Genomic DNA, 24,502 nt, shown 5'->3' on the forward strand with positions numbered 1-24,502 from the left:
TTTTGAGCTATAATTAATGTGATAGTTCAAAAAGTTTTATTTTATATAATTAATAAATATCTCTATTTAATTTTTTGAAACTTCAATTTAATAAATTAAAAATTAAAGAGGATACCTTTAACTATTAGATGAATCTCTTTAAATGAGGAGGAGTATACTGATGAATATTAATAGTATTTTAGTTTTAGGAAAAAAGGAATCAAATAAAGATTATTTTATAGACTATATATATGATGGAAATTATCTTGAAAAAAAGAAAGATAACTATAATGATGAAGTATTATATAAAGATGTTGTTTATGTTAATGATGTAAAAATAAATGTAATGGAACTTGCTGATTTAACAGAAGAAAATGCAAATGATATAAGAAAAAAAGTTACTGATGAAATTGTAAAAGGTGAGGCTTATTCAAATATAAACAATAGAATTCATTCAATAATTTATTGTGTTTCAGTTAGAAATTTTAGTGAATTTGAATTAGAAGAAGTAATAAGACCTATATCTATAGCAGCTCAAAAAATGGTTGTTGCTATAACAGATTGTAATGAAGCTACAATGGAAGAAATAGATGAAATAGATAAAAAATTAAGTGGTGTAGTACATCATGATGAGATAATAAGATTAAATGTAAAAGAAGAAAAATTTGAAGATGAAAATGTCTTTGTAGCAGAGAGAAAAGATGCTATGAGAGCAATTACAATAAATATGTGGGAAAGACTTAAAATAAGATCATTAGGTGAAGCTTATGTAGAGTTAAATCAAATAGTAGATGATTGGAAAAAATACTGTTATGATTATGTAAATAATAATGTTAATATACTAAATGTAAAGAAGACAAAAATTAATTCAGAAAAAATCTTCACAGATATGTTAAATGAACAGTTTGCTAAAGAAAGAGTAAATATTGAAAAATCAATAAAAGAAAGTGTAGATTATTTTACAAAAGTAGATGAAGTATTAAATACACTTGTAGATGATGAATATCAATTACATCATAAAAATATAGAAATTGTATATCCTGAAGATCTTACAAAAAATTGGACAGGTGATTATGAAGCTGACATGATAGAAACAAAATTTGAAGGAAAGGCTACTAAGGAGAAGATAATAGAGGACATAGATGAATTTTATGCTGTAGCTAAAAGACAAATAGCTATTATAATGGAAACATATAAAAATGTATTACATTAATTGAATAGAAATCAGAATGCAGTCAATAATTTAACTAAATTGGTTAAAGAGGTGATTGTATGTATTGTATTTTGCATTCAACAATAATAATAGTGGGGTTAGCTTTTTATTTAAGTGATATAATTCAAGAAAAAATAGATAGAAAAGCAATTAAGGTTAGAAATATTCAAGAATAAAGTAAAAGAGGATGTATCAAATTACAGATACATCCTCTCTGCCTTTTATCTAGCTATATAGGTTCATCATTTGTGACTACTCACCTACGTAAAGAAGCTCTAATATTTTTTCTACAACAGTTTCTAAAATTCCCAAACTCACTTTGTTCAAACAATGGAAATTTTTTAACGAAACTATTGTTCAAAAATAAAGAGCTTCTAGTACTAGTTCAATGGTCACAGCATTTTGTACCTATATAGCTATCTCGGCAGATGAAAAAGTAATGTAAATTAAGGAGCTGATTTGATACAGCCCCTTTTTGCTTTAAGAAATATTATATTCAAATTAATCTTCATATCCATTAGGGTGATTTTTATGCCAATTCCAAGCAGTTTCAATTATTGTTTCTAATGAATTAAATTTAGGTTTCCAGTTTAGTTCTTCCATTGCCTTTTGTGAAGAAGCTATTAATGTTGCAGGGTCTCCAGCTCTTCTTTCTGCAACTACTGCTGGAATAGGATGTCTAGTAACTTTTCTTGCAACTTCTATAACTTCTTTAACAGAGAAACCTGTCCCATTTCCTAAGTTATATATTCTGCTTTCTCCACCATTCATTAATCTTTCTACAGCAAGTGAATGAGCTGATGCAAGGTCACTTACATGAATATAATCTCTTATGCAAGAACCATCTTTAGTGTTATAGTCATCTCCAAAAATCATTATATGTTCTCTTTTACCAAGAGGTACTTGAAGAATAAGTGGAATTAAGTGACTTTCTGGACTATGGTCTTCTCCTATTTTTCCATTTATATGAGCACCAGCTGCATTAAAATATCTTAAAGCTGTGTATTTTATGCCATAAGCATAATCAGCCCAAGCTAATATTTTTTCAACTAATAGCTTAGATTCACCATAAGCATTTGTTGGAACTGTTTTATCACTTTCTAATATAGGGATACTTTCAGGTTCTCCATAAGTGGCAGCTGTTGATGAGAAAACTATTTTTTTTATATCATGATCTCTCATGGCTTCTAATAGAGAAATTGTTCCAGATACATTGTTATTAAAGTATTTTAAAGGTTCTGTCATACTTTCTCCTACAAGAGAATAGGCTGCAAAATCTATAACAGCATCTATTTTATTTTCTGTAAAGATTTTGTCCAATATAGAACGATCTCTTAAGTCTCCCTCATAGAATTTTCCACCAAGTATAGCACCTTTATGTCCTTTTTCTAGGTTATCAAGAATAACTACTTCATGGTTATTTTCTAGTAGTTCTGCTACCATATGACTTCCTATGTAACCAGCACCACCACAAACAAGTATTTTCATAAGTTAAGCCTCCTATTTGCTTTCTATCAATTCTAGTATACCAAAATTATGTATATTTTTTACTTATAAAGAAAATTTTATTTGTTAATATTTTTTATTTTCTAAATTGTTAGGGTTATATAAAGAAGAGTATTTATAAACACAGACTACACATTTAGGTATCTGAATGTGTAGTCGAAGTTATCTATAAGCATGAGGCTGTTATCTTCTACTTATGAAAGTAGAAGTATTACAGCCTCTAGCTATGAGATGAATAAGATTTATTTTAGTAATGGTCTGCTCAAGAATGGTGATATTCTAAATAAATCAATTAATATTCTTCTTTTAGTTGTAAGATGTCTTGAATCTATATTAAATAATTTTGATTTTATCTCTTTGCATATTTGTTTTTTATATTTTATATTAGAAGATCTAACCTTATAAAAATTGTACATAAGTTCATAAGCATACTGATCCTCAACTTTAGGAATTAAAAAAGATAAATCATTTTTCATACAAAAGAGTAATCTATCTTCAATAGCTTCAATAAAATGAAGGTGTTTTTCATCAAATTTATTAAAGCTTGATGTATCTTTAATATCCTTGCAATATAAAAGTGGAGTATCAGTATAAACAATTTTATCTGCTTCAAATAATATTTTATGAATCATATATTCATCTTCATAGACTTTACCTATAGGAAACTTTAAATTTTTAAAAATCTCTTTTTTATATAATTTCCCATAAATAACAACCATGTTAGTGTATTTATCAGTGTATATTTTATTGAGGCTTTCTTCTTTAGATAAAAGTTCAACATTTGGAGTTATTTCTTCATTAATGATATTTTCTTCATTAGTCAATAAATAGTTACAAATAGCTATATCTGCCGAATTATCTAATATAAGATCACGAAGTGTTTGAAGATAATTAATATAAATAAAATGATTACAATCAATGAAAGTAATATATTTACCACAACAGATCTCTAATCCAGCATTTCTGCAGGAAGAACTATCATTATTTTTTCTATGTATAACCTTTATATTATCGTATTTAGCTGCATAAGCATCACAAATTTCTGCTGAACCATCAGTAGATCCATCATCAATTAGGATTATTTCAAATTTTTGAAAGCTTTGAGCTAGTATAGATTCTATACATTTAATAAGATATTTATTTGCGTTATATACAGGAATTATTATACTTATCATTGCTTTGTCTCCCTCAATAATTTAAGTTTTAATTTAATAGTTTTTTTCTATATTTAATAATTCCTTTTATGATATAGAAAAAAGAATACCATAGGGATCTAAATAAACCTAAATGTTCTATTTCGTAATATATAAAAAATCTTTTGATTATACCATCTAATTTATTTGAAGATCTAGATTTAGCAGATAATCTATATATAGCAAGTGGTTTATTAATACCTATAGCAGTTTTTGCTTCTTTCATTATTTTAAGCCAAGTAACATAATCTTCATGTTTTTCGTTAGTAACCATTGTTATGTCCTTAACTTTCGTTTTATCTATAATAACCGTGTCACAGGAAAAATAATTCATTTTTAATAATGATTTATAGTCTATATGATCAGGAACTTCAAAAGTACCATATTTAGTAGATAAATCATGAGAAAATAAATCATAAGCTGTACAAGAAATAGGTACATTAGCTTTTTTCATTGCATCAAGTTGCAATGATAATTTATCTTCCATCCATGTATCATCACTATCAAGAAAAGCTATAAATTGTCCTTTTGATTCTCTTATGGCGGTATTTCTAGCTTCAGCAGGACCCTTATTATTAATATGTTTGATTAATTTTATTCTTCCATCAATAGCTGAAAAGTCTTGAACTATATTACAAGAATTATCTTTAGAGCAATCATCTACTATTAATAATTCCCAATTTTCATAGCTTTGTTTTATTACACTTTCAATCATCTCTGTGATAAAATTTTCGCTATTGTACATAGGAGTAATTATAGAAACAAGATTATTTATAATCATTGTTATCTCACGTCCTTATCATTAGTTTTTGATGCAATACAAAAATTTTTATAATTTTTACGTCCATCAAACATAGAGGTTATAGCTGAAAGAAAAGTGAGATTACTCTTATAAAGCTTATGTTTTCTAATAGAGTATTGAAGTATTAAAAGGGTAGAGAGCTTAGATGACATTTCATAGTATATGGCTCCCATATCATTAAAAAATTTATTATCAAATCCAGTAAACCAAGTAGATTCTTCATGGTTTACAATCCCTATTTTATCTTTACAATAAACTAAATTTAAATTCTTTCTTAAACACTCAAATAGAAGAATATTTTCTTCTCCCATTTTATATTTTGAACCTGCACCAAATAGTTCGTTAAAATTAATATTATTTTCTATAAAACTTTTTCTTTTAAAAGTTAATTGAAAAGAAGCAAGCTTCATGCTTTTTAAATAACCTAATTTACCTTCTTTATCAATAACTGTAGTAGGTCTTTCTAAATTAGAACTAGGGACATCAAAAGCAATTATATCAGCCTCAGGATACTTTAAATAGGCTTGTCTAACTATTTCTATATAATTATCATTATAAATGATATCATCATCAGCTATTATACATATGTCTCCAGTTGCATTGGTTATGGCTTTATTTCTGCTTTTACTTAGTCCTTTTTCATTACAAGAAATGAATTTTATTTTGTGATTATTGTTATCAATCTCAGTATATTCATCTTTTTTACACTGATTTATAATCACAGCATCTCCACGTAAATTCATTTTCTTTATTAGGCTGAAATCCTTTTGGTTCATTGTAGCCACTAAAACTTCAACGTTCATTAAAACCTCCTAAATTTATCTTTTGTATTACATACAGGAATTTTTCTTTATTTATTATATCATTAAATAAGTGTAAAAAAAACAAGCTATAATGTTTTTAAAAGGGGAGAAGTTTACATTAACAATGAAAAAATGATTAAGTATGTTTAAAGAACAGTACAAAATTATTTATATTAAAAGATACTTTCACAAAATTTTAATATAAAAGGTAAAAGAATCACATTAAGAAAAATATTTGAATTATAGATATGGATAAGGACTTAAGTTATTAGTTAAGAAATTGGATATTAATTAGGTAGAGTAAATCTTTAATAAAAAATTTAAAAATGCTATAATTAACTTCGGAAACTTAAGAAAAAATAAAAGAGGAGAAACTTAATGAAAGATAATTCGATGAGATTTAGTGAATTAGTTTGGTTGCTTCGAAAGAGATGGTATATTGTAATAGTTTGTGTGATAATTGCAGTTTTATGTACAAATCATTTTGTTAAAAATAAGTACGTAATTACAGATGTAGTTAATGTAACTGAGTCACCAGCTATGCAAAAGGAATCAAGGCTTTCACAATTAGTTAACTATAATTCAGGATTAAATAAGGCTAGTTCAGTAGTTGATGAAAAAGTAATTAAAGCTGCATTAGACGATATTAATTCGAATTTGGATCCAAGTAAAGTTCTGAAGAATCTAAGAATTCTTGTTAGACCAGATAAGAAACAATTAATATTTCAGTATACTACTGATGATGATTCAAATTGGTTTAATGTAATGAGATCTGTAACATATAAATCAATGGGAACCATTAGTTTATACACACCTGGTTTAGATTATAAAAGAGATGGAAACATCGTTATAAAACAAGTTAATTCTATGAAGCAAAGAATAGCTTATGATGTAGAAGGCGGTTTTATAGGGATATTTTTAGGATTGGGAGTAATATTTTTTATAGAAAGTATCTTAGATTTTAGAAGAAAGTAGGAGAAATAAGTGAATAGTTATTTAGGACATTTGAACGTAGTAGATATATGTGTATTACCTATATATTTAGTTGTAGTTTTTTTTATATTGTATTATGCAATGAGAACTTTACTTCTAGAGGATAGAAAATATAATAAAATATATCTTATACTACTAATTATATTTAATTTTGCTGTATTATTAGCAAGTACTGTTATTAAGCTTATTCCAGATTTTCCAGATGCAAATATGTATTCTGGGATTGTTCGAACGGGAATAATGCCACCAAATCAAACTATGGCCGTAGCTGTAGGATTTAAATATGGATCTTTAATATTTAGATATTTGAGTTTTCATAATGTACTTTGGTATATAACTTTTAACTTTTTAATAAATCAATTAGGAATAATATTGATTTGGAAAGCTTGGATAAAATATAAAAAAGGCGATGTAATGCTAATACAACAGAGAATTTATTTTATTTTAACAGCTTTTTATCCAATGGCATTACTTATGGGAATAGTTCCTTTTAGAGGTTCATACTTCTTAATATTTTTTGCAATATTCCTTTATGGAGCTGTATCAAAATGGGTAATTAATGTTCCTTTTATAATTGGAAGTATTGGAATGATAATTTTAAGAAAAGAATATGTAATGGTTGTTGGTGTAATATTTTTAGTTAAACTATATAATTCAATTAAGATTAAAAGTAAATGGCTAAAAGCTGTTCTAGTAATAATAGCAATAATAATATGCTATATAGTTGGCTCTTATGCAGCTAAAAAATTATTTAACTTATCAATAACTCCACAAGGGTTAAGTCATTTTAGAAATGGTCAAACAATTCAATATATAAACACAAGGTATTCTTATCCTTTAATACATTGGAAGAATTGGCTACAAGTAATAGCTTATTCACCACTTTTATTATTACAATTTTTATTTGCACCATTACCAATAGTAAGCCATATAGATCCTTTTAAAGGACTAGCTTATTTAGCAGATGCTTTATATGTTGTATTCTTAACATTATTATTCATAGTAAGAATACATAAGAATATTAAAGGGAATGGATTCTGGATTGTGAATATACTTGTTCTTTGGGTGTTAAATGGAATGTTTGAATATTATATAAATGCAGCAGTTAGACATAGGTATTATATGATAATAATGCTTATAGCATTAATAACAGAAGGGTTTAAGTATATAAAAATAGGAAAAGAAAAAGAAAGAGAACCTATGAAGTATTACTAAAATATGATGAATTATTTGGTGTTTTGTAACACTATATATTTAGAGGAAGGTTAAACTAATGAAAAATATTGTTATTTCTAGCATAGAGCAATATGGATATTTAATTGATACCTATAAATATTGTGAAAAATTAAAGAAAAATAATAAAATAACATACGTTTGTTTTGATTATGGTTTTGAAAAAATCGAAGATGAATTAGTAGATGTTATTTACTTACCAAAAGAAGGTTCATTGATAAAACGTATGGTAAACTTAAATAGAACTGTAGCAAAGGTTGCTAAAAGAAATAAGTGTGATTTAATATTTAATGTATATAATCCTTTAGTTTTCATAACAAAGTTATTGACTTTAGGAAAAAGAAATATATTAGATATAAGAACAGGGAGTATAGATCCTGTTAAAGAAAATAGAGATAAAGCAAATAAAAGGATATTATTTAATAGTAAATTTTTTAGTGAAGTAACTATTATATCTCAATCTTTAGCAGAGTTATTAAAAATAAAGGATTACACTATTATTCCACTTGGTGGGGATAGAGTATCAAAAAATACAACTAAAAATTTAGATAAAATAAGATTACTTTATGTTGGAGTTTTAGCAGATAGAAAAATAATAGACACAGTAATTGCTTTTAATAAGTTCGTAGAAAAATATTCTGATTTAGATATTGAGTATGATATAATTGGATATTTTATGGATGAAAATTCTAAGGAAGCTAAAGAATTTTTTTCTGAAGTAAATAAAAATCAAAAAATAAATTATTTAGGTAGAAAAAAGCATGAAGAATTAGAAGAATACTTTAATAAAGCTAATGTAGGAGTTAGTTATATTCCTATGACAGAATATTATGATGTACAGCCACCAACAAAAACATTTGAATATTTAAGTCAAGGGTTAATAACTATAGCTACTAATACCAGTGAAAATAAGAGAGTAGTTAATAAAAATAACGGGATATTATGTGATGATAATAGTGATTCCTTTTATGATGCTTTAGAAATCTTATTAAAAGAAAGATTTAATTTTAAAACAGATTACTTAAGAGAATCTGTTAAAGAATATAGTTGGGATTATATTATAGATAATAAGCTTATTCCAATTATAGAAAAATAGACATAGACTCAATTCAGATGGAATTTTGGTTTATCTGAATGCTTAGTTACAGTTATCTAGAAGAATAAGTCTGTTTATCTACTGCTTATAGAAGTGAGGAGCATTACAGCTTTTAACTATCAGATAAAATTAAGTATGAGTTAATGGTGTCTTTTAGTGTCTAAAAGATAAAATTTAGGTAGAGAAATCTTCCTAAATTTTTCTATATACAAAAGAAGATTAAGATAAATAAGGAGTTAACATGAGAGTAAAAAATTCTATAAAAAATGCTAAGGTGGGTGTTATTTTTAACTTTACAAATTTAATCTTGAGCTTTGTATCTAGGTCTATATTTATTTATTATTTAGGGGTAAACTTACTTGGATTAAATACTGTTTTAGTAAACCTTATAGGAATATTAAATTTAATAGAGCTTGGTATAGGGACAGCTGTAAATTATGAATTATACAAGCCTTTAGAGGAAAAAAATTATAAAAAAATAAATGAAATAATGGCTATATTTAGGAAAATATATAAGTATGTTGGAGTACTTGTTTTTCTTATAGGTTTAATATTAATACCATTTTTAAAGTACTTTGTAAAGGGTGTTATACCATATAATGAAGTTATAGTTTATTACATGGTTCTTTTAGTAAGTACTGCAGGTACATATTTCTTTTCATATAAACAAACATTAATTTATGCGGATCAGAAGAATTATATAGCAACTTCAATTTCTGGTATTAGCAGTATAATAAAGGTAATAGCTCAAATTATATTTGTAGTCTTATTTAAGAGCTATTTATCTTGGGTAGTATTAGGTCTTATATTTAATTTTATCTTTTTAATTATGACTAACAGAAGAATAGATGCTTTGTATAAAGATAGAATTGACTTAAAATATGATAAAAGTATAAAAGAATTAACTGCCAATAATCCATCTTTGATAAAAAATATAAAAAATATATTTTGTCATCAGCTTGCTACTATAATATTTCAAAAAACTGACCCATTAATTATAGCGGCATATTCAACTTTGAAAGAATCAGGGATTTATTCAAACTACCTGTTAATACTAACAGGGGTTAGTACTATAACAGCAACTATATTAACAGCTATGGAAGCTAGTATTGGTAATTTAATTGTTAGCGAATCAATAGAAAAGACTTTTGATATTTTTAAAGAGTTATGTTTTGGAACTAATATTTTTTCCATTGTTATTTGTTTTCCATTATATATGGTAATAAATAAATTTATAGAATTTTGGGTTGGACCTAATTATCTTTTTGGAAATGCCATTGTTATAGTTTTGATAATAAATTTCTATATTGGAATGAATAGAGTAGTAATACAAAATTTCAAAAGTTGTTATGGAATATATTGGGATGTGTGGGCTCCGGTAGTAGAGTCAATAATAAATATTGTTTTTTCAATATTAATAGCATCTAAGTATGGGATAATTGGTATTTTTATAGGTACTCTAATAAGTAATATTTTAATTGTTTTAATATGGCAGCCATTAGCTGTATTCAAGTATGGTTTTAAAAAGAATGTATTTGAATATTATTTTTGGTATATAAAATCAGCTATAATAGCATTCATATTATCTTATATTGGATTTATATTAACAGACAATGTAATTAATCATTTAAATATAAAAAGTATGATAGTAAACTTTTTTGTAACAGGAGTTATATCTACAATAGTAATTTTAATACTTCTATTAATCGTTAATATAAAAAATAAGCATATGAGAAAACTTTTTAATAGAATTAAAGGGATGAGGAGATAAGTTAAATGACTAAGATAAGTGTTGTTATAGCAGCTTATAATATAGAAAGGTATATTGATAGATGTGTGGATTCAGTAGTAAACCAAAGCTATAAGGAGTTAGAAATAATTGTTGTTAATGATGGTTCAACAGATAGCACATTAGAAAAATTAAAAAAAAGAGCTGTTGAGGATAATAGAATAATAATAGTAGATAAGGAAAATCAAGGAGTAATAGAAGCAAGAAAAAGTGGATATATAAAGGCTACAGGTGAATATATTTTATTCCTAGATGGTGATGATTGGATTGATTTAGACGCTATAAGAAAGCTTAAAGATAAAATTGAAGAAAATGATTCAGATATTGTATGCTTTGAATATTATGAAATTTTTGATAATGGTAAAAAAATCGAGGGTATTAAATCAAAGGAGTTTAATATTTTACAAGGAAAAGAATTTTTAAAGTATGTATTAATAGGAGATATATTACCAACTATGTGTGGGAAGTTCTTCAGAGTAGGTTTTTTTAAGGATAATAATATAGAATTTCCAAGCAATATAAGTTATGCAGAGGATTTAGCATTTGTTGCATCGCTTGGTTGTAATAATCCTAAGGTGCAGTATTTAAATGAAAGTTTATATATGTATTATCAAAGAGATGAGTCAATAACTAAAAAAATTTCCCCTAAGCTTTTAGAAATAAGTGAAGCAATGAAATTTATAAAGAAAAAATTAGAGGAAAAAGGTATTTATAATGAGTTTAAAAATGAATTTGAATATACAGTATATCTTCATTGCTTAGTAGGAAAAAAGAATATTATATATGATAAAAATAATTCTTATGGAAAAGAAATGTTTAATAGATGGAAGAGCTTTAATATAGATATAAGAAAAAATAGTTATATAAGAGAGCAAATGAAAGAAGCATCTTTTATAGGAAGATATTTAACTATATTATCAGCAAAATTTTATTTTATAGGGAATATTTTAAATTAAAAATATATGGATAGTGCAGTAAGATTCTAATCTTATTGAACTATCCATTTTTATTTTTAATTTTGTATTACTTTATATAATTTAGGTGAAAATTTAAATAGGTTTATAAGTAATTTAGATTTTAAACTTAAAGCGCTTATATTCAAAGAACTTATTTTTTCACTTAACTCCCTTAATAAATTTTCTTTATTAGAAATATTGGAATCCTTTATCATATAATAAAGATTTATTGTTTCAAAAGATAATTGATAGAGACATTTATCATAAATAGCATTTAAATGATGTTCAGTTATAAAGTTTAAACGATTTTCAATAGCTTCAAGGAAGCTTAAATTAGCAATATTAAATTCTCTATTCATTATACTATTTGGAGTTTGTCTATAGTAATAAAGAGCCTCATCAATAATGGCAATTTTATTACTTTCAAATAAAACTTTTGGTGTTGTAAATTCATCTTCATGTATTTTTCCTACAGGAAATTTTATATCTTTAAATAGAATAGTTTTATATAATTTATTACAAGCAATTATACAGTTAACATAATTATCACTATACAAATCATTTAAAACTTCTAAGTTGCTTAAAGTTTCAACAGTTGGATTAGTATTTATAATCTTGTCTTTTATATCATTATTTGAAACTTTTAAGAAATTACAAATTGCGATATCAGAATTACTACTAGATAATGCGTTAAATAGTGTTAAGTAGAAATCTTTATGAATCCAGTCATCACTATCAATAAAAGAGATGTATTCCCCTTTAGCAGCTTCTATACCAACATTTCGAGCATCAGATAAGCCACCATTTTTTTTATGAATAACTTTTATTCTAGAATCTTTTTTTGCATAGTCATCACAAATTTTTCCGCAATTATCAGGGGAGCCATCATCTACTAATATTAATTCAAAGTCTTTATAACTTTGATTTAGTATTGAATTTATACAATTTTCTAGATATTTTTCTACATTATATATAGGTACTATAACACTTATCATTTTTCCTCCTAAGTAGATTATAAAATTATTAATTGTTTTGTATTTAAAAAAGTACTTTAGTTTATTTTGAAATAATAGTATTAATATTTAAAAAAATAAAATATTGAATAAATATTTTGCTCTGGTTACATTGTTTTATTATATCATTAAAATATATTAAAAAAAATGTAATATATAGTGTTAAAAGAAAATTTATAGTTTTTTTAAAATTTATTTATTTTTGAATTAGGTTTTTGTAAGTGTTATAATAGTTTTTGGATATTTTAAAAGAAGTTTAAGAAGTTTATTTTTAATTAACAAAAAAATAAAAAATTCAAAAGTCGACAGAAAAATGTTATAAATTAAGTGTAGGAGGTACAAAGTGGCATACATATTTATACTCATTGTATTAGCTATCTTTGCTTTTTCAGACTACTTAATATTTACTAATGAGGAAAATGGATATAATAAATATTCTGTTGGTATATTAGGTAGAAAAATTAATTTTGGTATTAAAAATATAATTGCATGGTTATTAATAGTAGGATTAATATTATTTGCAGGGCTTAGATACTATTCAGGATTTGACTATGGAAATTATTCCATAATGTTTTATAAGGCATTAGTTGCCTATAGAAGTCAACATGTTGAATACGGGTATTATTTTCTAAATAGGATTTTAGGAATGGTAACTGAAAATCCACAATGGATATTCTTTATAATGGCAGCAGTTACATTGTTTATAAAAGGAACTGCTATTAGTAAATTAAGCAAAAAAATTTGGTTCTCTATATTTATATATTATTCAATGTTCTTTTTAGTATATGATATGGGACAAATAAGAAGTTCATTAGCTCAAGCATTAGGATTATTTGCAATGTACTTGTTTACTAAAAATAGAAAGAAAACAGCATTTATTTGTATATTAATAGCAGCATGTTTCCATACATCATCTATAATTTTAATGCTTTTATTTTTCATTAAGGACAAAAGATATAGTGCTAAACAAATAATAATAACCTATATTGTATTTATAATATTAGGACAACTTATGGATTTACATTTTGTAGGTATGTTTGCTAAGGAGCATATACATGGAAACTTAGGAATAAAAATTTATAGATATACTGCATCAAGTTTATTTGCTCAAAAAATAGGATTAAGTGCTAATGTAATATTTGATTTTATTATATTAGTGATGTTCTTATTAATAAGATGGTATAACAATGTAAATGATAAGAAATTTGATTATTTCTTCAATATATATTTTACAGGTATATGTATTTATTTATTATTTAATAGATATTTTGTTTTAGGAACAAGATTTTCAGATTATTTCAAAATATCAATAGTAATATTGCTACCAATGTTAATAGGATATATAAAAAATAAAAATAGAAGAATGCTTTTCTTATTATTTTTCATGGCAATGTTAGGTATTATGGTATTTAGACAAGTACATGTTAACAGTAATATGTATACTCCATATGCTATAAATTGGTTTGGACATATAATAACAAGATGATTTTAAAAATAGAGATGCTTTAAACCTATGGTTTAGGTATCTCTATATTAATATTATATATAAAGGGAGTGTTATGGATGAAGGTGGCTATAGGAATTTTATGTCACAGGAGAACAAAGTCAATAGATAAAGTTATAGAACTTTTAGGACATGAATTTGATATTTATATTCATGTTGATAAAAAGTCAAATTTAAATGAATTTGATGATATTTTAGATAAGGTTAATTTTATAGAGGAAAGAGTTGATGTTAGATGGGGATCATACTCTCTAGTAGAAGGAACCTTACGTTTAATGGAAGCTTTCAATAAAAAAAATTATGATTATGTATCAATTATATCTGGTGAATGTCTGCCTTTAAAAAGTGCTGAAAATATAATAAATTTTCTCCAGGAAAATAAAGGAAAAGAATTTATAGGTGTAGATTTAAATGCTAAAGAAAAGGAAATAGAGGAAAGAATTAAATATAAATATTCAAATAGTTACTATAAAAAAGAGCAAGGAAGAATCAGTAGCAAACTTTTAAATATGAAAGAAAAGTTTTTAGGGAAACCAATAAATGAATATTATACTAGGTTACCTAAATTATATAAGGGATGTAATTGGTTTACTATATCAGGAGAGTTAAATAATTATATTTTAATGTTCTTAAAGAAAAATGTAGAATTTGAAAATGCGTTTAAAAATGCTTTATGTAGTGATGAAATAATTTTTCAAACGATAGTAATGAATTCTAAATATAAAGATAAAATTTATAAATTTGATACAGAATATAATGATACGCATATGGCATTAAGATATATTGATTGGGAAAGTGGTCCTGATTATCCTAAATTGTTAGATGAGAGTGATTTTTCTAAAATGAGAGAAAGGGATTTCATTTTTGGAAGAAAATTTAATGATAACTTAGATTTTGAAGTTTACAATGATTTTTTTTATAATTAATATATTTTAAATTGAAAGGAAAACAAAAGATGAGGATTTCTAAAAAACTAATAATCAAGGCTAGATTAAGTAAAATGTGTGGTTTTACAAAATTTTGTTATTTTTTAAATAGAAATAAGAAAAGAATTATAGGGTATCACAATGTTATTCCAGATGAATATTTTGATGAAAGTATTCATTTAGAATGTTCTCATAGAGAAAGTGTTTTTAAGAATCAGCTAAAAGTTATAAACAATAGATTTAAGGTTAATTTAGAAATAAAAGAAGAGGGAACTGCAACATTAACCTTTGATGATGGATATTTAAATCAATATTCCATTGCATCTAAAATAATGGATGAAATGAATAATCAGGGATACTTTTTTTGTGCAGTTAATTTAATTGATGATAAGAAAATATTAGAAATAGATAAACTTATGTATTGGATGAGTTATGTTCCACTTGGTGAATATAATTTAGATGAAATAAATTATAAGTTGGAAATTAAAGAACAATGGCAAAGGAAAGAACAATGGTCTGTTCTTTATAATATGATAAGTAAATCATTTACTTTTGAAGATTTATCAAGAATTTTAGATAAGGCTTATGCTTTTGAGAATATAAAAATAAATGATGAATTTTATAATATTAGATTTAAAGGTATAACAAGAGAAAATTTAAATGAAATGAAAAAGAAAAACCATAAGATAGGTGCCCATTCAGTAACACATAGTATCTTTTCAAGGATGAAAATTGAAGATTTAGAAGAGGAAATAAAATGCTGTAGTGAGCTTTTAGGTGATGTATACAATACAAAGTTATTTGCCTATCCTTATGGTGGTAAAAGTGATATACCAGCTGAAGCTGAAAGAATACTAAGTAGAAGTGGTTTTAGTAGTGCTTTAGCTTATGGAAATTCTGATGTAGAGGGGGGATATAATGAATATTATATTCCAAGAATAATTTTACCTGATACAGATGATGTTGATGTAATAGATTTTATTTTGTCAGGGGCTATTAACATGATAAGTTATAGAAAATTACTTCCAGATTGGATTAATAAAGAGGGGGTTAATTATGGAAAGCGTAACAGTTATAGTGCCGGTATATAAAGCAGAAAAGTTTTTGTATAAGTGTTTGGAAACTATAGTTAATCAAAGTTATAAGAATCTAGAAATAATTTTAGTTAATGATGGATCACCGGATAATTCATTAAAAATAGCTGAGGAATTTGCAAAGAATGATAAAAGAATAAAGATAATAAATAAGAAAAATGAAGGTGTATCAGTTGCAAGAAATACAGCTTTAAATATTGCTAGTGGAGAATATATTTGTTTCATAGATTCAGATGACTATGTTGAGTTAAATATGGTTGAAGAAATGTATGAAAAAATAAAAAAATTTGATGCTGATTTAGTTCTATCAGATTATAATAGAGTATTTCCAAATAGAATTAAAGAAGAAGGTATGGTAATAGAAGAAGGATTTTATTCTGATAAAAAATTATTAGAAGAATTTTTTGAGGACTATATTTCTTTAACAGATAAATTTGGAACTAATCAATTTGCATGCACTAAATTATTCAAAAAAAGTATAATAGATACGTATAATTTAAGATTTAATAAGAGTTTAAAAATAGGGGAAGATCATCTTTTTACAGCTCAATATATAAGTCATATAAATAGTTTTTATGCCTTAACCGGCAGAAGATTTTATAACTATGTTTATCAAGATGAATCTGCTATGGTTGCATATAGAGACGATTTGTATGATAATATAAAATTATTTTTTCTAGAACTACATAATATAAATTATGAAGGTTTAGAGAGAAAAGAGTTAGACAAAAAGATATATTCTGGATTTATTCTACATTTATATAGAGCTTTATTAAATGAAAATAAACCAGAAAATAAAAGAAACAAAAAAGAAAAAGTTGAAAAAATACATTCAATAATAAGTGATGATTATTGCCAAAGAGCTTTAAATTTAATGGATAAGCGTTATATACCTACAAAATTAAAGCCATATTACATGTTTAGCAAAAGAAAAATGGCTAGTTTAGTTTACTTAGGATTGAAGGCTGAATATAAGATTTTCTCAAGATAAACTGAGACTTAATTCAGATAAATTTTAGTTATTAGGAGAGTGTACATTGAATATTTATTATTTGAGTGAAACAAAGGGAAACAAAAGAGATGCAGGAAGTAAGGCTAGAAATGATGTTGATGACATTTTAAAGGAGCAAGGTTATGAACCTATCTATATGCTTAATAAAGATGAGTCAGGAAAGGTGAAAACAGGAGCAATGATATCTTCTTTTTTAAAGCAGTTATCATCAGTACCAAAGGGTTCAATAATAATAAGTCAATATCCCATATATGAAAAAAGTGTCTTTGTAAGATTTTATTTAAAATGGATGAAGAATCATAGGGCTATAAAGCATGTAGCAATAATCCATGATATAAATTCACTTAGGGCACAAAATAAAGAAAAAATGATAGAGGAAATAAAAAGATTAAATGTTTTTGATGTGTGCATATCACATAACCCTAAAATGACAAAATGGCTTTTAGACAATGGATTGAAATCAAAAATAGTTAATTTGGGAATATTTGATTATTTAATTGATAGTAAAGAAAAAAAGCAGTATAAAAAGCAAGAAGAAGATTATACTGTGTGCTTTGCAGGAAATTTAGCTGAGGATAAAAGTGGATTCATTTATAAATTAGATAAGAGAATTAAGCTTAATTTATATGGACCTTATTATTCAGGGGAGGATAAGTCACGTTATAAAGGATGTTTAAAACCAGAAGAATTACCAAGTGTCTTAAATGAAGATTTTGGATTGATTTGGGATGGAGTAAGTTCGAAGGAGTGTGTTGGTGAAACAGGACAATATTTAAAGTATAACAATCCTCATAAAACTTCATTATATATAGCAAGTAATTTACCTATAATAATTTGGAGTAAAGCTGCAGTAGCTGATTTTGTTAAAGAACATAATATAGGAATTGTTATTGATTCTTTAGATGAATTATATAGTAAGATATTTGTTATTGGAACTGATGAATATATGGTTATGAGAAAAAATATAGAAAAATTAAGAGAAGAATTAATTAGAGGTAACTTTACTAAAAAAGCTCTTAAGGAGGCTATAGAAGCTTTAAAATAAGCTTTTATTAAGATATGAAATTATTAAAAAATTTTTTATATAACCAAATTTATCAGTTGTTTTTAGTATTAGCACCTTTAATAACAGTTCCATACATATCTAGAGTTTTAGGAACTGATGGAGTAGGGCTTTTTTCCTATTCATCATCCTATGCACAGTACTTCGTACTTTTAGGAATGATAGGAATTGACCTTTATGGAAGTAGACAAATAGCTCGTTCTAAAAATAGTGAAGAAAAATATGGGCGAGATTTTACTAATATATATACTCTTCAGTTTATAACCACTGCAACAGCTTTGATTATATATTTAATAATATTTGTAGGGATTAATAAAGACCATAGAATGTTATATTTAGCACAAGGTACTGTTGTGGTAGCATCAATGTTTGATATATCATGGCTATTTATTGGTCTAGAAGATATGAAGAGCGTAGTATTAAGAAATGCATTCGTTAAAATAGTAGGAATAATTTTAATATTTATTTTAGTAAAAAAACCTTCAGATATAATTTTATATGCTTTAATAATGGGTGGAAGTTCAGTTATTGGTCAAGGAATAATGTGGGCTGGATTTAGAAAGGTAGTAAAAGTGTACAAGCCAACTCCTAAGGAGGTATTTACTCACTTAACTCCAGCCTTAGGGTTGTTTGTATCACAGCTTGCAATTCAAATCTATGTATTATTAGATAGAAGTATGCTAGGATTTATGTCTGATATGTCACAGGTAGGACTTTATGCTAATGCACAGAAAACTATAAGATTAGCACTTACTTTAATAACATCCTTAGGAGTGGTTATGCTTCCAAGAATGAGTGCTCTATATTCAGAGGGAAAAATGGATGAGTTTAAAACAATGATATATAAAGCCTTCAATTTTGTTAACTTCATGGCTTTTCCAATGGTTTTTGGGTTAATTGCTATTGCTGATGGTTTTTCTCTTTGGTTTTATGGAGCTAGCTTTGCTGGAGTAGGAGTTTTATTACAAGTTGGAGTACTTATAATTATAGCTATAAGTTGGAGTAATATTTTAGGAATACAAGTAATGCTACCAATGGATAGAGAAAGAGGTTTTACTATATCTGTAGTTGGGGGAGCAGTAGTAAATGTTATTTTCAACTTTATTTTGATAATTCATTACAAGGCAATGGGAACAACCATAGCTTCTGTCATAGCTGAATTTACAGTAACAGCTATTCAAATATACTTATTAAGAGACGTTGTTAAGTTAGGAAAAATAATAAAGACAGCTATAAAGCCATTAGTAGGGTCTGTAGTGATGTTTTTAGCAATTAAAATTGTTGAAAGATTTGTTTCAAAGGGTATAATTGCTACTGTTATTGAGGTGGCAGTTGGAGTAATAGTCTACATAGTGGTTATGATAATTATAAAAGATCAATTCATAAAAGAGGCTAATTCTATAATTAAAACAAAGATTCTAAAGAGATAGGAGATAAACTTATGAAAAAGTATGATTATTTAATAGTAGGAGCAGGGATTTTTGGTTCAATATTTGCTCATGAAGCAAAGAAAAAAGGAAAAAAGTGTTTAGTAATAGATAAAAGAAATCACATAGGTGGTAATATTTATTGTGAAAATATAGAAGGAATTAATGTTCATAAATATGGTGCTCACATATTCCATACAAGCAATAAGGAAGTTTGGGATTACATAAATCAATTTGTTGATTTTAATAGATATACTAATTCACCTGTAGCTAATTATAAAGGTGAGCTATATAACTTACCTTTTAATATGAATACTTTTTATGGTCTATGGAAAGTTAAAACTCCAGAAGAAGCTAAGGCTAAAATTGAAGAGCAAGTGAGAGAAGCTAATATAGAAACACCTAAAAACTTAGAAGAACAAGCTATAAAGTTAGTGGGTAAAGATATTTATGAAAAACTTATAAAGGGATATACAGAAAAGCAATGGGGACAAAGAGCAACAGAGTTACCTTCCTTTATAATAAAAAGACTTCCTGTAAGATTTACTTTCGATAATAATTACTTCAATGATATGTATCAAGGAATACCAATAGGTGGATATAATAAATTTATTGAAAGTTTATTAGAAGGAATAGAAATTAAGTTAAATACAGATTTCTTTGAAAATAGAGAAGAATTAAGTGCTATGGCTGATAAAATAGTATTTACAGGAATGATAGATGAATTTTATGATTATAAATTTGGAACTTTAGAGTATAGAAGTTTAAGATTTGAACATGAAATTTTAGATATGGAAAATTATCAAGGAAATGCTGTAGTGAATTATACAGAATATGAAATACCTTACACAAGAATAATAGAACATAAGCATTTTGAATATGGTACAAGTGAAAAGACAGTTATAACAAAGGAATATCCTGCAACTTGGAAAAAAGGTGATGAGCCTTATTATCCAGTAAATAATGATAAAAATAATGAAATATATAAGAAATATAGAGAGCTAGCAGATAAAGAAAATAATATTATATTTGGAGGAAGACTAGCTGAGTATAAATATTATGATATGCATCATGTTATAGAAAATGCCTTAAAAGTAGTTAAAGAAAGATTATAGAACAATGTAAGGGGATGTGAAGTGTTAAGAATAAGTATAAAGTATGATAGCAACTAAAGAAAGTGTTATAATATTGACTAGAATGTAAGATGGAAAAGCTATTTTAGCTAAATTAAAAATTACTATAATTAAAGTAGTTAATAGTCTTATATAGGAGGAAGTTTATGAAACAAAAGAAGATAGGAATACTTGTGCCTTCTTTATCGGATGGAGGAGCTGAGAAGGTTGCTGCTAATTTATCAATTATTTATGATGAATTAGGTTATGATGTTTATTTATTGCTTTATGAAAATAGAGTAACTTTTGATTATAAAGGTAAGATAATCGATCTAGGTATAAGAAAAAGGTCAGGGGCAGGAAAGCTTTTAAAGGATTATGAAATATATAAAAAATTAAAGGCTATAAAAAAGCAATATAACTTTGATGTTGTTATAAGTCATTTACCTAAAACTGATTTAATGAATTGTTTAACTAAAAAAAATGATAAGGTTATTACTACAATTCATAATAATATAGACATAGATTATCCAAGCTATATGAAAAAATTATTACCTTATATAATAAAGAAATCTGATTTGATAGCTTCTGTTTCTATGATTGGCGAAAACTATTTAAAAAATAATTATAGTGCAAAAAATGTAAAGACTTTATATAATCCACAAATGACAGAGGACATAATAAATAAATCTAAAGAAGCTGTGGAGGAGTTACCAAGAGAATTCTTTAATGGGACAACTTTAATAAATGTAGGCAGATTGGATACACAAAAGGGACAGTGGCATTTAATAAGAGCATTTAAAAGAGTTGTTGAATTTGAGAATGATGCAAAATTAATAATTGTTGGTAGAGGACCCTATGAGGATAAGTTAAAAGCTTTATCTAAAAAGTTAGGTTTAGAAAAAAATATTCACTTTACAGGCTTTAATAGTAATCCATATAAATTTATGAAAAACTCTACAATATATGTTGGAACATCCCTTTATGAAGGATTTGGAATGACTTTAATAGAAGGGATGTCTCTAGGACTTCCTGTTATATCAACAGATTGCATTTCAGGACCAAGAGAAATTATAGAGCCAAAGAGAGTAATTGGAGATATAGAATATGGTGAAGAGCTACAATATGGTATACTTACAAAGCCTTTTGATAGTAGTGAAGACTTAGAAAGTTTAGAACTTACAGAGAGCGAAGAGGAATTAGGAAGAGTTATAATAAAATTAATTAAGGATAAAGAATTATATAGTAGATTAAAAGAAAAATCCTTGAAGAGATGTAATAATTTTGATTATAAAGAAATCAAAAAGATATGGAATCGAGAGTTAAAAGCTTTAGTAGGGGAGAGTTAACAAATGAAAAAAATTCTAGCTGTAGATTTATGTAATACGCTTTATAAATCTAACACAACACAAGATTTTTTTGAATATAGCTTTAAAGACTTTGATGATTACAAGACTTTAAAGGCAAAAAATAAAAATATAAATTTTAAAGTTATAAATAAGTTATCAAATAAAATATTAAAAAATGATATGAGTAAAAAGCTAATAACTAATGTTTTAAAGGATAGAGATGTTGAAGAAATTAATAATCTTGTTGAAAAATTTATAGATAACTTTCTAGAAGAAAAGAAAATTTCGAAAGCTCAAGAAATAATACGGGATTATAAAGAAAAAGGATACTATATTATAATGATATCAGCTTCTTATGATTTTATAGCTAAAGCTGTAGCCAAGAGACTTAATATAGATGAAGTTATAGCTTCTTCAGCATATGTAGAAAATAATAAATTTACTGGAAGGGTAAAGGAGGATATATTATATACCAAATTTGCAAAGTTTCTAGATAAGTTTAAGGATTATGATGATTTAGTAATGATAACAGATAATGAAACAGATTATGATTTTGTAAAAAATACAACAAAGTCCTTTATTGTAATACATGAAAAAAATAAGAGATTTTGGGAAGATAGAAAAAGCGAAAGATTAATATTTATAGAGGAGTAACTTAAAATAATATGAATAAATTTATAATCCCCTTTTATTATACTTTTTATACTAGAATAAAAGGGAAAAGCAAAAGAATAGCTTATATATTCACTTTCATATTACCTATATATATTTATATTATAGCTTTTAATAGAAGTTTTACCTTAGTTGACTTTATAGCTTCTATTTTAGGGTTCATAGGTCTGATGTCAGTATATGAAGTAGGGTATATAAATAATGATGTAATAACTATACAGTATGAAAAAAATCCAACCTTAAGATTAAAAGAGGATGAAATACTTTATGCAAGAGAGCGTATAGGAAAAATAAGATTTATAAAATATATAATATCACTTATAGTAATAGGAATATTAGGAGCATTAAATTGTAATTATATTTACTATACTGTAGGTTTAATACTTATATATATTGTTTACTTAGCTCATAATAAAGTGAGAGATAAAAAATCAATTATAACCTTTTTCTTCTTAAGTATATTAAGATATATAACAGTACCTTTAATGTTTTCTTATAGTTTAAATATGAAAGTAGATAAAGGATTAAATTTATATATTTCCATAGTATTGTTTATACTTATAATTGCACTTCCAAGAACTATAGAAAAAGCAGCAGAGAAAAAGTATAATATATCTTCTCTTGAGATAATAAAGAAAAAAACAACTGAATTCAGAGTTATTTATTATATATTAGGATCTTTAGTAGGAGTAGGACTAGCAATAGGTGGATTTGGATATAGCTATTTAGTATTAAGCTTGTACTATTTATCTTATAGATTATTAATATGGATAGGCTTTGTGGTGAAAGAAAGGAAAAGTGTGTAATGAAGTTTTCAGTTCTTATGTCTGTATATTATAAAGAAAATCCTAATTATTTAAGGGATGCCATAGAGAGTGTCTTAAATCAAACAGTTAAAGCAGATGAAATAGTAGTTATAAAGGATGGAAAACTAACTGTTGAGCTTGATATGATTTTAAAGGAATACAATGATAAATATGAAGGTTTGTTCAAGATAATTGAGTTTAAAAGTAATAGAGGACTTGGAGTAGCACTTAGAGAAGGTGTTTTAAGATGTTCTAATGAAATAATAGCAAGAATGGATACTGATGATATTGCCAGAAAAGATAGATTTGAAAAGCAATTAGAAATATTAAAAGATAAAAATATAGATATAGTAGGATCTAATATTTCTGAGTTTGATGGAGAAATTTCAAATATAATTTCAAATAGAACTGTGCCTGAAAAATCTAAGGACATTGAATTATTTTCAAAAAAGAGAAATCCTTTTAACCATATGACAGTGATGTATAAGAAAGATGCTGTTTTAAAAGCTGGAAATTATGAAGAATTCTTATGGTTTGAAGACTATAATTTGTGGGTTAGAATGTTTATTTCAGGAGCAAAGGGATATAATATACAGGAGAATTTAGTTAATGCTAGAACAGGAAAAGATATGTTCGCAAGAAGAGGAGGCTTTAAATATATAAAACAAGAAATAAATATGCAAAAATTTATGTTGGATAAAAAGTATATTTCTTACAAAGAATATGTAATTAATTTATTTGAAAGAATGATGGTAAGGGTAATGCCAAATAAATTAAGAGGAATAATATATTTAAAGTTATTAAGGTAAAAAAGAACAAATGTTAACTAATTGTTAATAAAATGTAATGAAATCATTAACTTAAAGAATAGATAAATATTTTTTATCTATTCTTTTTTTATTAAAAATAATTTATAGCACCTTTAAATACAAGGGGATTATATAGAATTTTAATTTCAAAA

Annotated in this window: 22 protein-coding genes; 17 read left to right on the top strand and 5 right to left on the bottom strand. The window is 25.7% G+C overall.

The window, feature by feature from the left end:
* Positions 1-160: 160 nt before the first annotated feature.
* Positions 161-1,192 (top strand): hypothetical protein, encoded by a 1,032-nt coding sequence (locus ARA19_RS02055; protein ID WP_055069289.1) that lies wholly within the window; start codon positions 161-163, stop codon positions 1,190-1,192.
* A gap of 501 nt (positions 1,193-1,693) precedes the next feature.
* Here ARA19_RS02055 and galE read toward each other — a convergent pair.
* The 4 genes from galE to ARA19_RS02075 all read right to left on the bottom strand — a co-directional run bounded on the left by galE (position 1,694) and on the right by ARA19_RS02075 (position 5,496).
* Positions 1,694-2,680 (bottom strand): UDP-glucose 4-epimerase GalE, encoded by a 987-nt coding sequence (gene galE / locus ARA19_RS02060; RefSeq protein WP_055069290.1) that lies wholly within the window; start codon positions 2,678-2,680, stop codon positions 1,694-1,696.
* Positions 2,681-2,940: 260 nt separating this feature from the next.
* The gene (locus tag ARA19_RS02065; RefSeq protein WP_055069291.1) at positions 2,941-3,873 is read right to left on the bottom strand and encodes a glycosyltransferase family 2 protein; all 933 of its coding nucleotides are present in this window, start codon (positions 3,871-3,873) and stop codon (positions 2,941-2,943) included.
* Positions 3,874-3,901: 28 nt separating this feature from the next.
* Positions 3,902-4,672: a glycosyltransferase family 2 protein gene (locus ARA19_RS02070; protein WP_055069292.1), complete on the bottom strand. Its 771-nt coding sequence runs from the start codon at positions 4,670-4,672 to the stop codon at positions 3,902-3,904.
* A 2-nt stretch (positions 4,673-4,674) separates the two neighbouring features.
* Positions 4,675-5,496, bottom strand: a complete 822-nt coding sequence (locus ARA19_RS02075) for a glycosyltransferase (protein ID WP_055069293.1) — start codon at positions 5,494-5,496, stop codon at positions 4,675-4,677.
* A gap of 378 nt (positions 5,497-5,874) precedes the next feature.
* Here ARA19_RS02075 and ARA19_RS02080 point away from each other — a divergent pair, with 378 nt between their 5' ends.
* The 5 genes from ARA19_RS02080 (at position 5,875) to ARA19_RS02100 (ending at position 11,563) form a co-directional block, all read left to right on the top strand.
* The gene (locus tag ARA19_RS02080) at positions 5,875-6,471 is read left to right on the top strand and encodes a hypothetical protein (RefSeq protein ID WP_055069294.1); all 597 of its coding nucleotides are present in this window, start codon (positions 5,875-5,877) and stop codon (positions 6,469-6,471) included.
* A gap of 9 nt (positions 6,472-6,480) precedes the next feature.
* Positions 6,481-7,704, top strand: coding sequence for a hypothetical protein (locus ARA19_RS02085; protein ID WP_055069295.1), 1,224 nt, complete (start codon positions 6,481-6,483; stop codon positions 7,702-7,704).
* A 58-nt stretch (positions 7,705-7,762) separates the two neighbouring features.
* A complete protein-coding gene (locus ARA19_RS02090; protein ID WP_055069296.1) occupies positions 7,763-8,818 on the top strand; it encodes a glycosyltransferase in 1,056 nt (351 codons plus the stop codon).
* Positions 8,819-9,059: 241 nt separating this feature from the next.
* The gene (locus tag ARA19_RS02095; protein WP_055069297.1) at positions 9,060-10,589 is read left to right on the top strand and encodes a lipopolysaccharide biosynthesis protein; all 1,530 of its coding nucleotides are present in this window, start codon (positions 9,060-9,062) and stop codon (positions 10,587-10,589) included.
* A 5-nt stretch (positions 10,590-10,594) separates the two neighbouring features.
* Complete coding sequence (locus ARA19_RS02100; protein ID WP_055069298.1) at positions 10,595-11,563, top strand: glycosyltransferase family 2 protein; 969 nt, start codon at positions 10,595-10,597, stop codon at positions 11,561-11,563.
* 56 nt (positions 11,564-11,619) lie between these two features.
* Here the strand turns inward: ARA19_RS02100 and ARA19_RS02105 are convergent, their stop codons facing one another.
* Entirely contained in the window at positions 11,620-12,558 is a 939-nt protein-coding gene (locus tag ARA19_RS02105) for a glycosyltransferase family 2 protein (RefSeq protein WP_055069299.1), read from the bottom strand.
* A gap of 361 nt (positions 12,559-12,919) precedes the next feature.
* Here ARA19_RS02105 and ARA19_RS02110 point away from each other — a divergent pair, with 361 nt between their 5' ends.
* The 11 genes from ARA19_RS02110 to ARA19_RS02160 all read left to right on the top strand — a co-directional run bounded on the left by ARA19_RS02110 (position 12,920) and on the right by ARA19_RS02160 (position 24,350).
* On the top strand, positions 12,920-14,062 hold the full coding sequence (locus ARA19_RS02110; RefSeq protein ID WP_055069300.1) for an EpsG family protein: 1,143 nt from the start codon (positions 12,920-12,922) through the stop codon (positions 14,060-14,062).
* A 77-nt stretch (positions 14,063-14,139) separates the two neighbouring features.
* Positions 14,140-15,006, top strand: coding sequence for a beta-1,6-N-acetylglucosaminyltransferase (locus ARA19_RS02115; protein WP_055069301.1), 867 nt, complete (start codon positions 14,140-14,142; stop codon positions 15,004-15,006).
* A 29-nt stretch (positions 15,007-15,035) separates the two neighbouring features.
* A complete protein-coding gene (locus tag ARA19_RS02120; RefSeq protein ID WP_055069302.1) occupies positions 15,036-16,097 on the top strand; it encodes a polysaccharide deacetylase family protein in 1,062 nt (353 codons plus the stop codon).
* Positions 16,063-17,091 carry a glycosyltransferase family 2 protein gene (locus ARA19_RS02125; RefSeq protein ID WP_055069303.1) on the top strand — a complete coding sequence of 343 codons (1,029 nt, stop codon included), beginning with the start codon at positions 16,063-16,065 and terminating at the stop codon, positions 17,089-17,091. Before ARA19_RS02120 ends, ARA19_RS02125 begins: the two co-directional genes overlap by 35 nt.
* Before the next feature lie 46 nt (positions 17,092-17,137).
* Positions 17,138-18,157, top strand: a complete 1,020-nt coding sequence (locus ARA19_RS02130) for a glycosyltransferase (RefSeq protein WP_055069304.1) — start codon at positions 17,138-17,140, stop codon at positions 18,155-18,157.
* Between the two features lie 14 nt (positions 18,158-18,171).
* Positions 18,172-19,605 carry a flippase gene (locus ARA19_RS02135; RefSeq protein WP_055069305.1) on the top strand — a complete coding sequence of 478 codons (1,434 nt, stop codon included), beginning with the start codon at positions 18,172-18,174 and terminating at the stop codon, positions 19,603-19,605.
* A gap of 11 nt (positions 19,606-19,616) precedes the next feature.
* The gene (gene glf / locus ARA19_RS02140) at positions 19,617-20,717 is read left to right on the top strand and encodes a UDP-galactopyranose mutase (protein WP_055069306.1); all 1,101 of its coding nucleotides are present in this window, start codon (positions 19,617-19,619) and stop codon (positions 20,715-20,717) included.
* A gap of 164 nt (positions 20,718-20,881) precedes the next feature.
* Complete coding sequence (locus ARA19_RS02145) at positions 20,882-22,063, top strand: glycosyltransferase (RefSeq protein ID WP_055069307.1); 1,182 nt, start codon at positions 20,882-20,884, stop codon at positions 22,061-22,063.
* A gap of 3 nt (positions 22,064-22,066) precedes the next feature.
* Entirely contained in the window at positions 22,067-22,717 is a 651-nt protein-coding gene (locus ARA19_RS02150; protein ID WP_055069308.1) for an HAD family hydrolase, read from the top strand.
* Between the two features lie 11 nt (positions 22,718-22,728).
* The gene (locus ARA19_RS02155) at positions 22,729-23,541 is read left to right on the top strand and encodes a hypothetical protein (RefSeq protein ID WP_055069309.1); all 813 of its coding nucleotides are present in this window, start codon (positions 22,729-22,731) and stop codon (positions 23,539-23,541) included.
* A complete protein-coding gene (locus ARA19_RS02160; protein WP_242862374.1) occupies positions 23,502-24,350 on the top strand; it encodes a glycosyltransferase in 849 nt (282 codons plus the stop codon). Before ARA19_RS02155 ends, ARA19_RS02160 begins: the two co-directional genes overlap by 40 nt.
* Positions 24,351-24,502: the final 152 nt, after the last annotated feature.

The organism is Clostridium massiliamazoniense (assembly GCF_001403635.1).
In the GTDB taxonomy this organism is placed as follows: Bacteria; Bacillota; Clostridia; order Clostridiales; family Clostridiaceae; genus Sarcina; species Sarcina massiliamazoniense.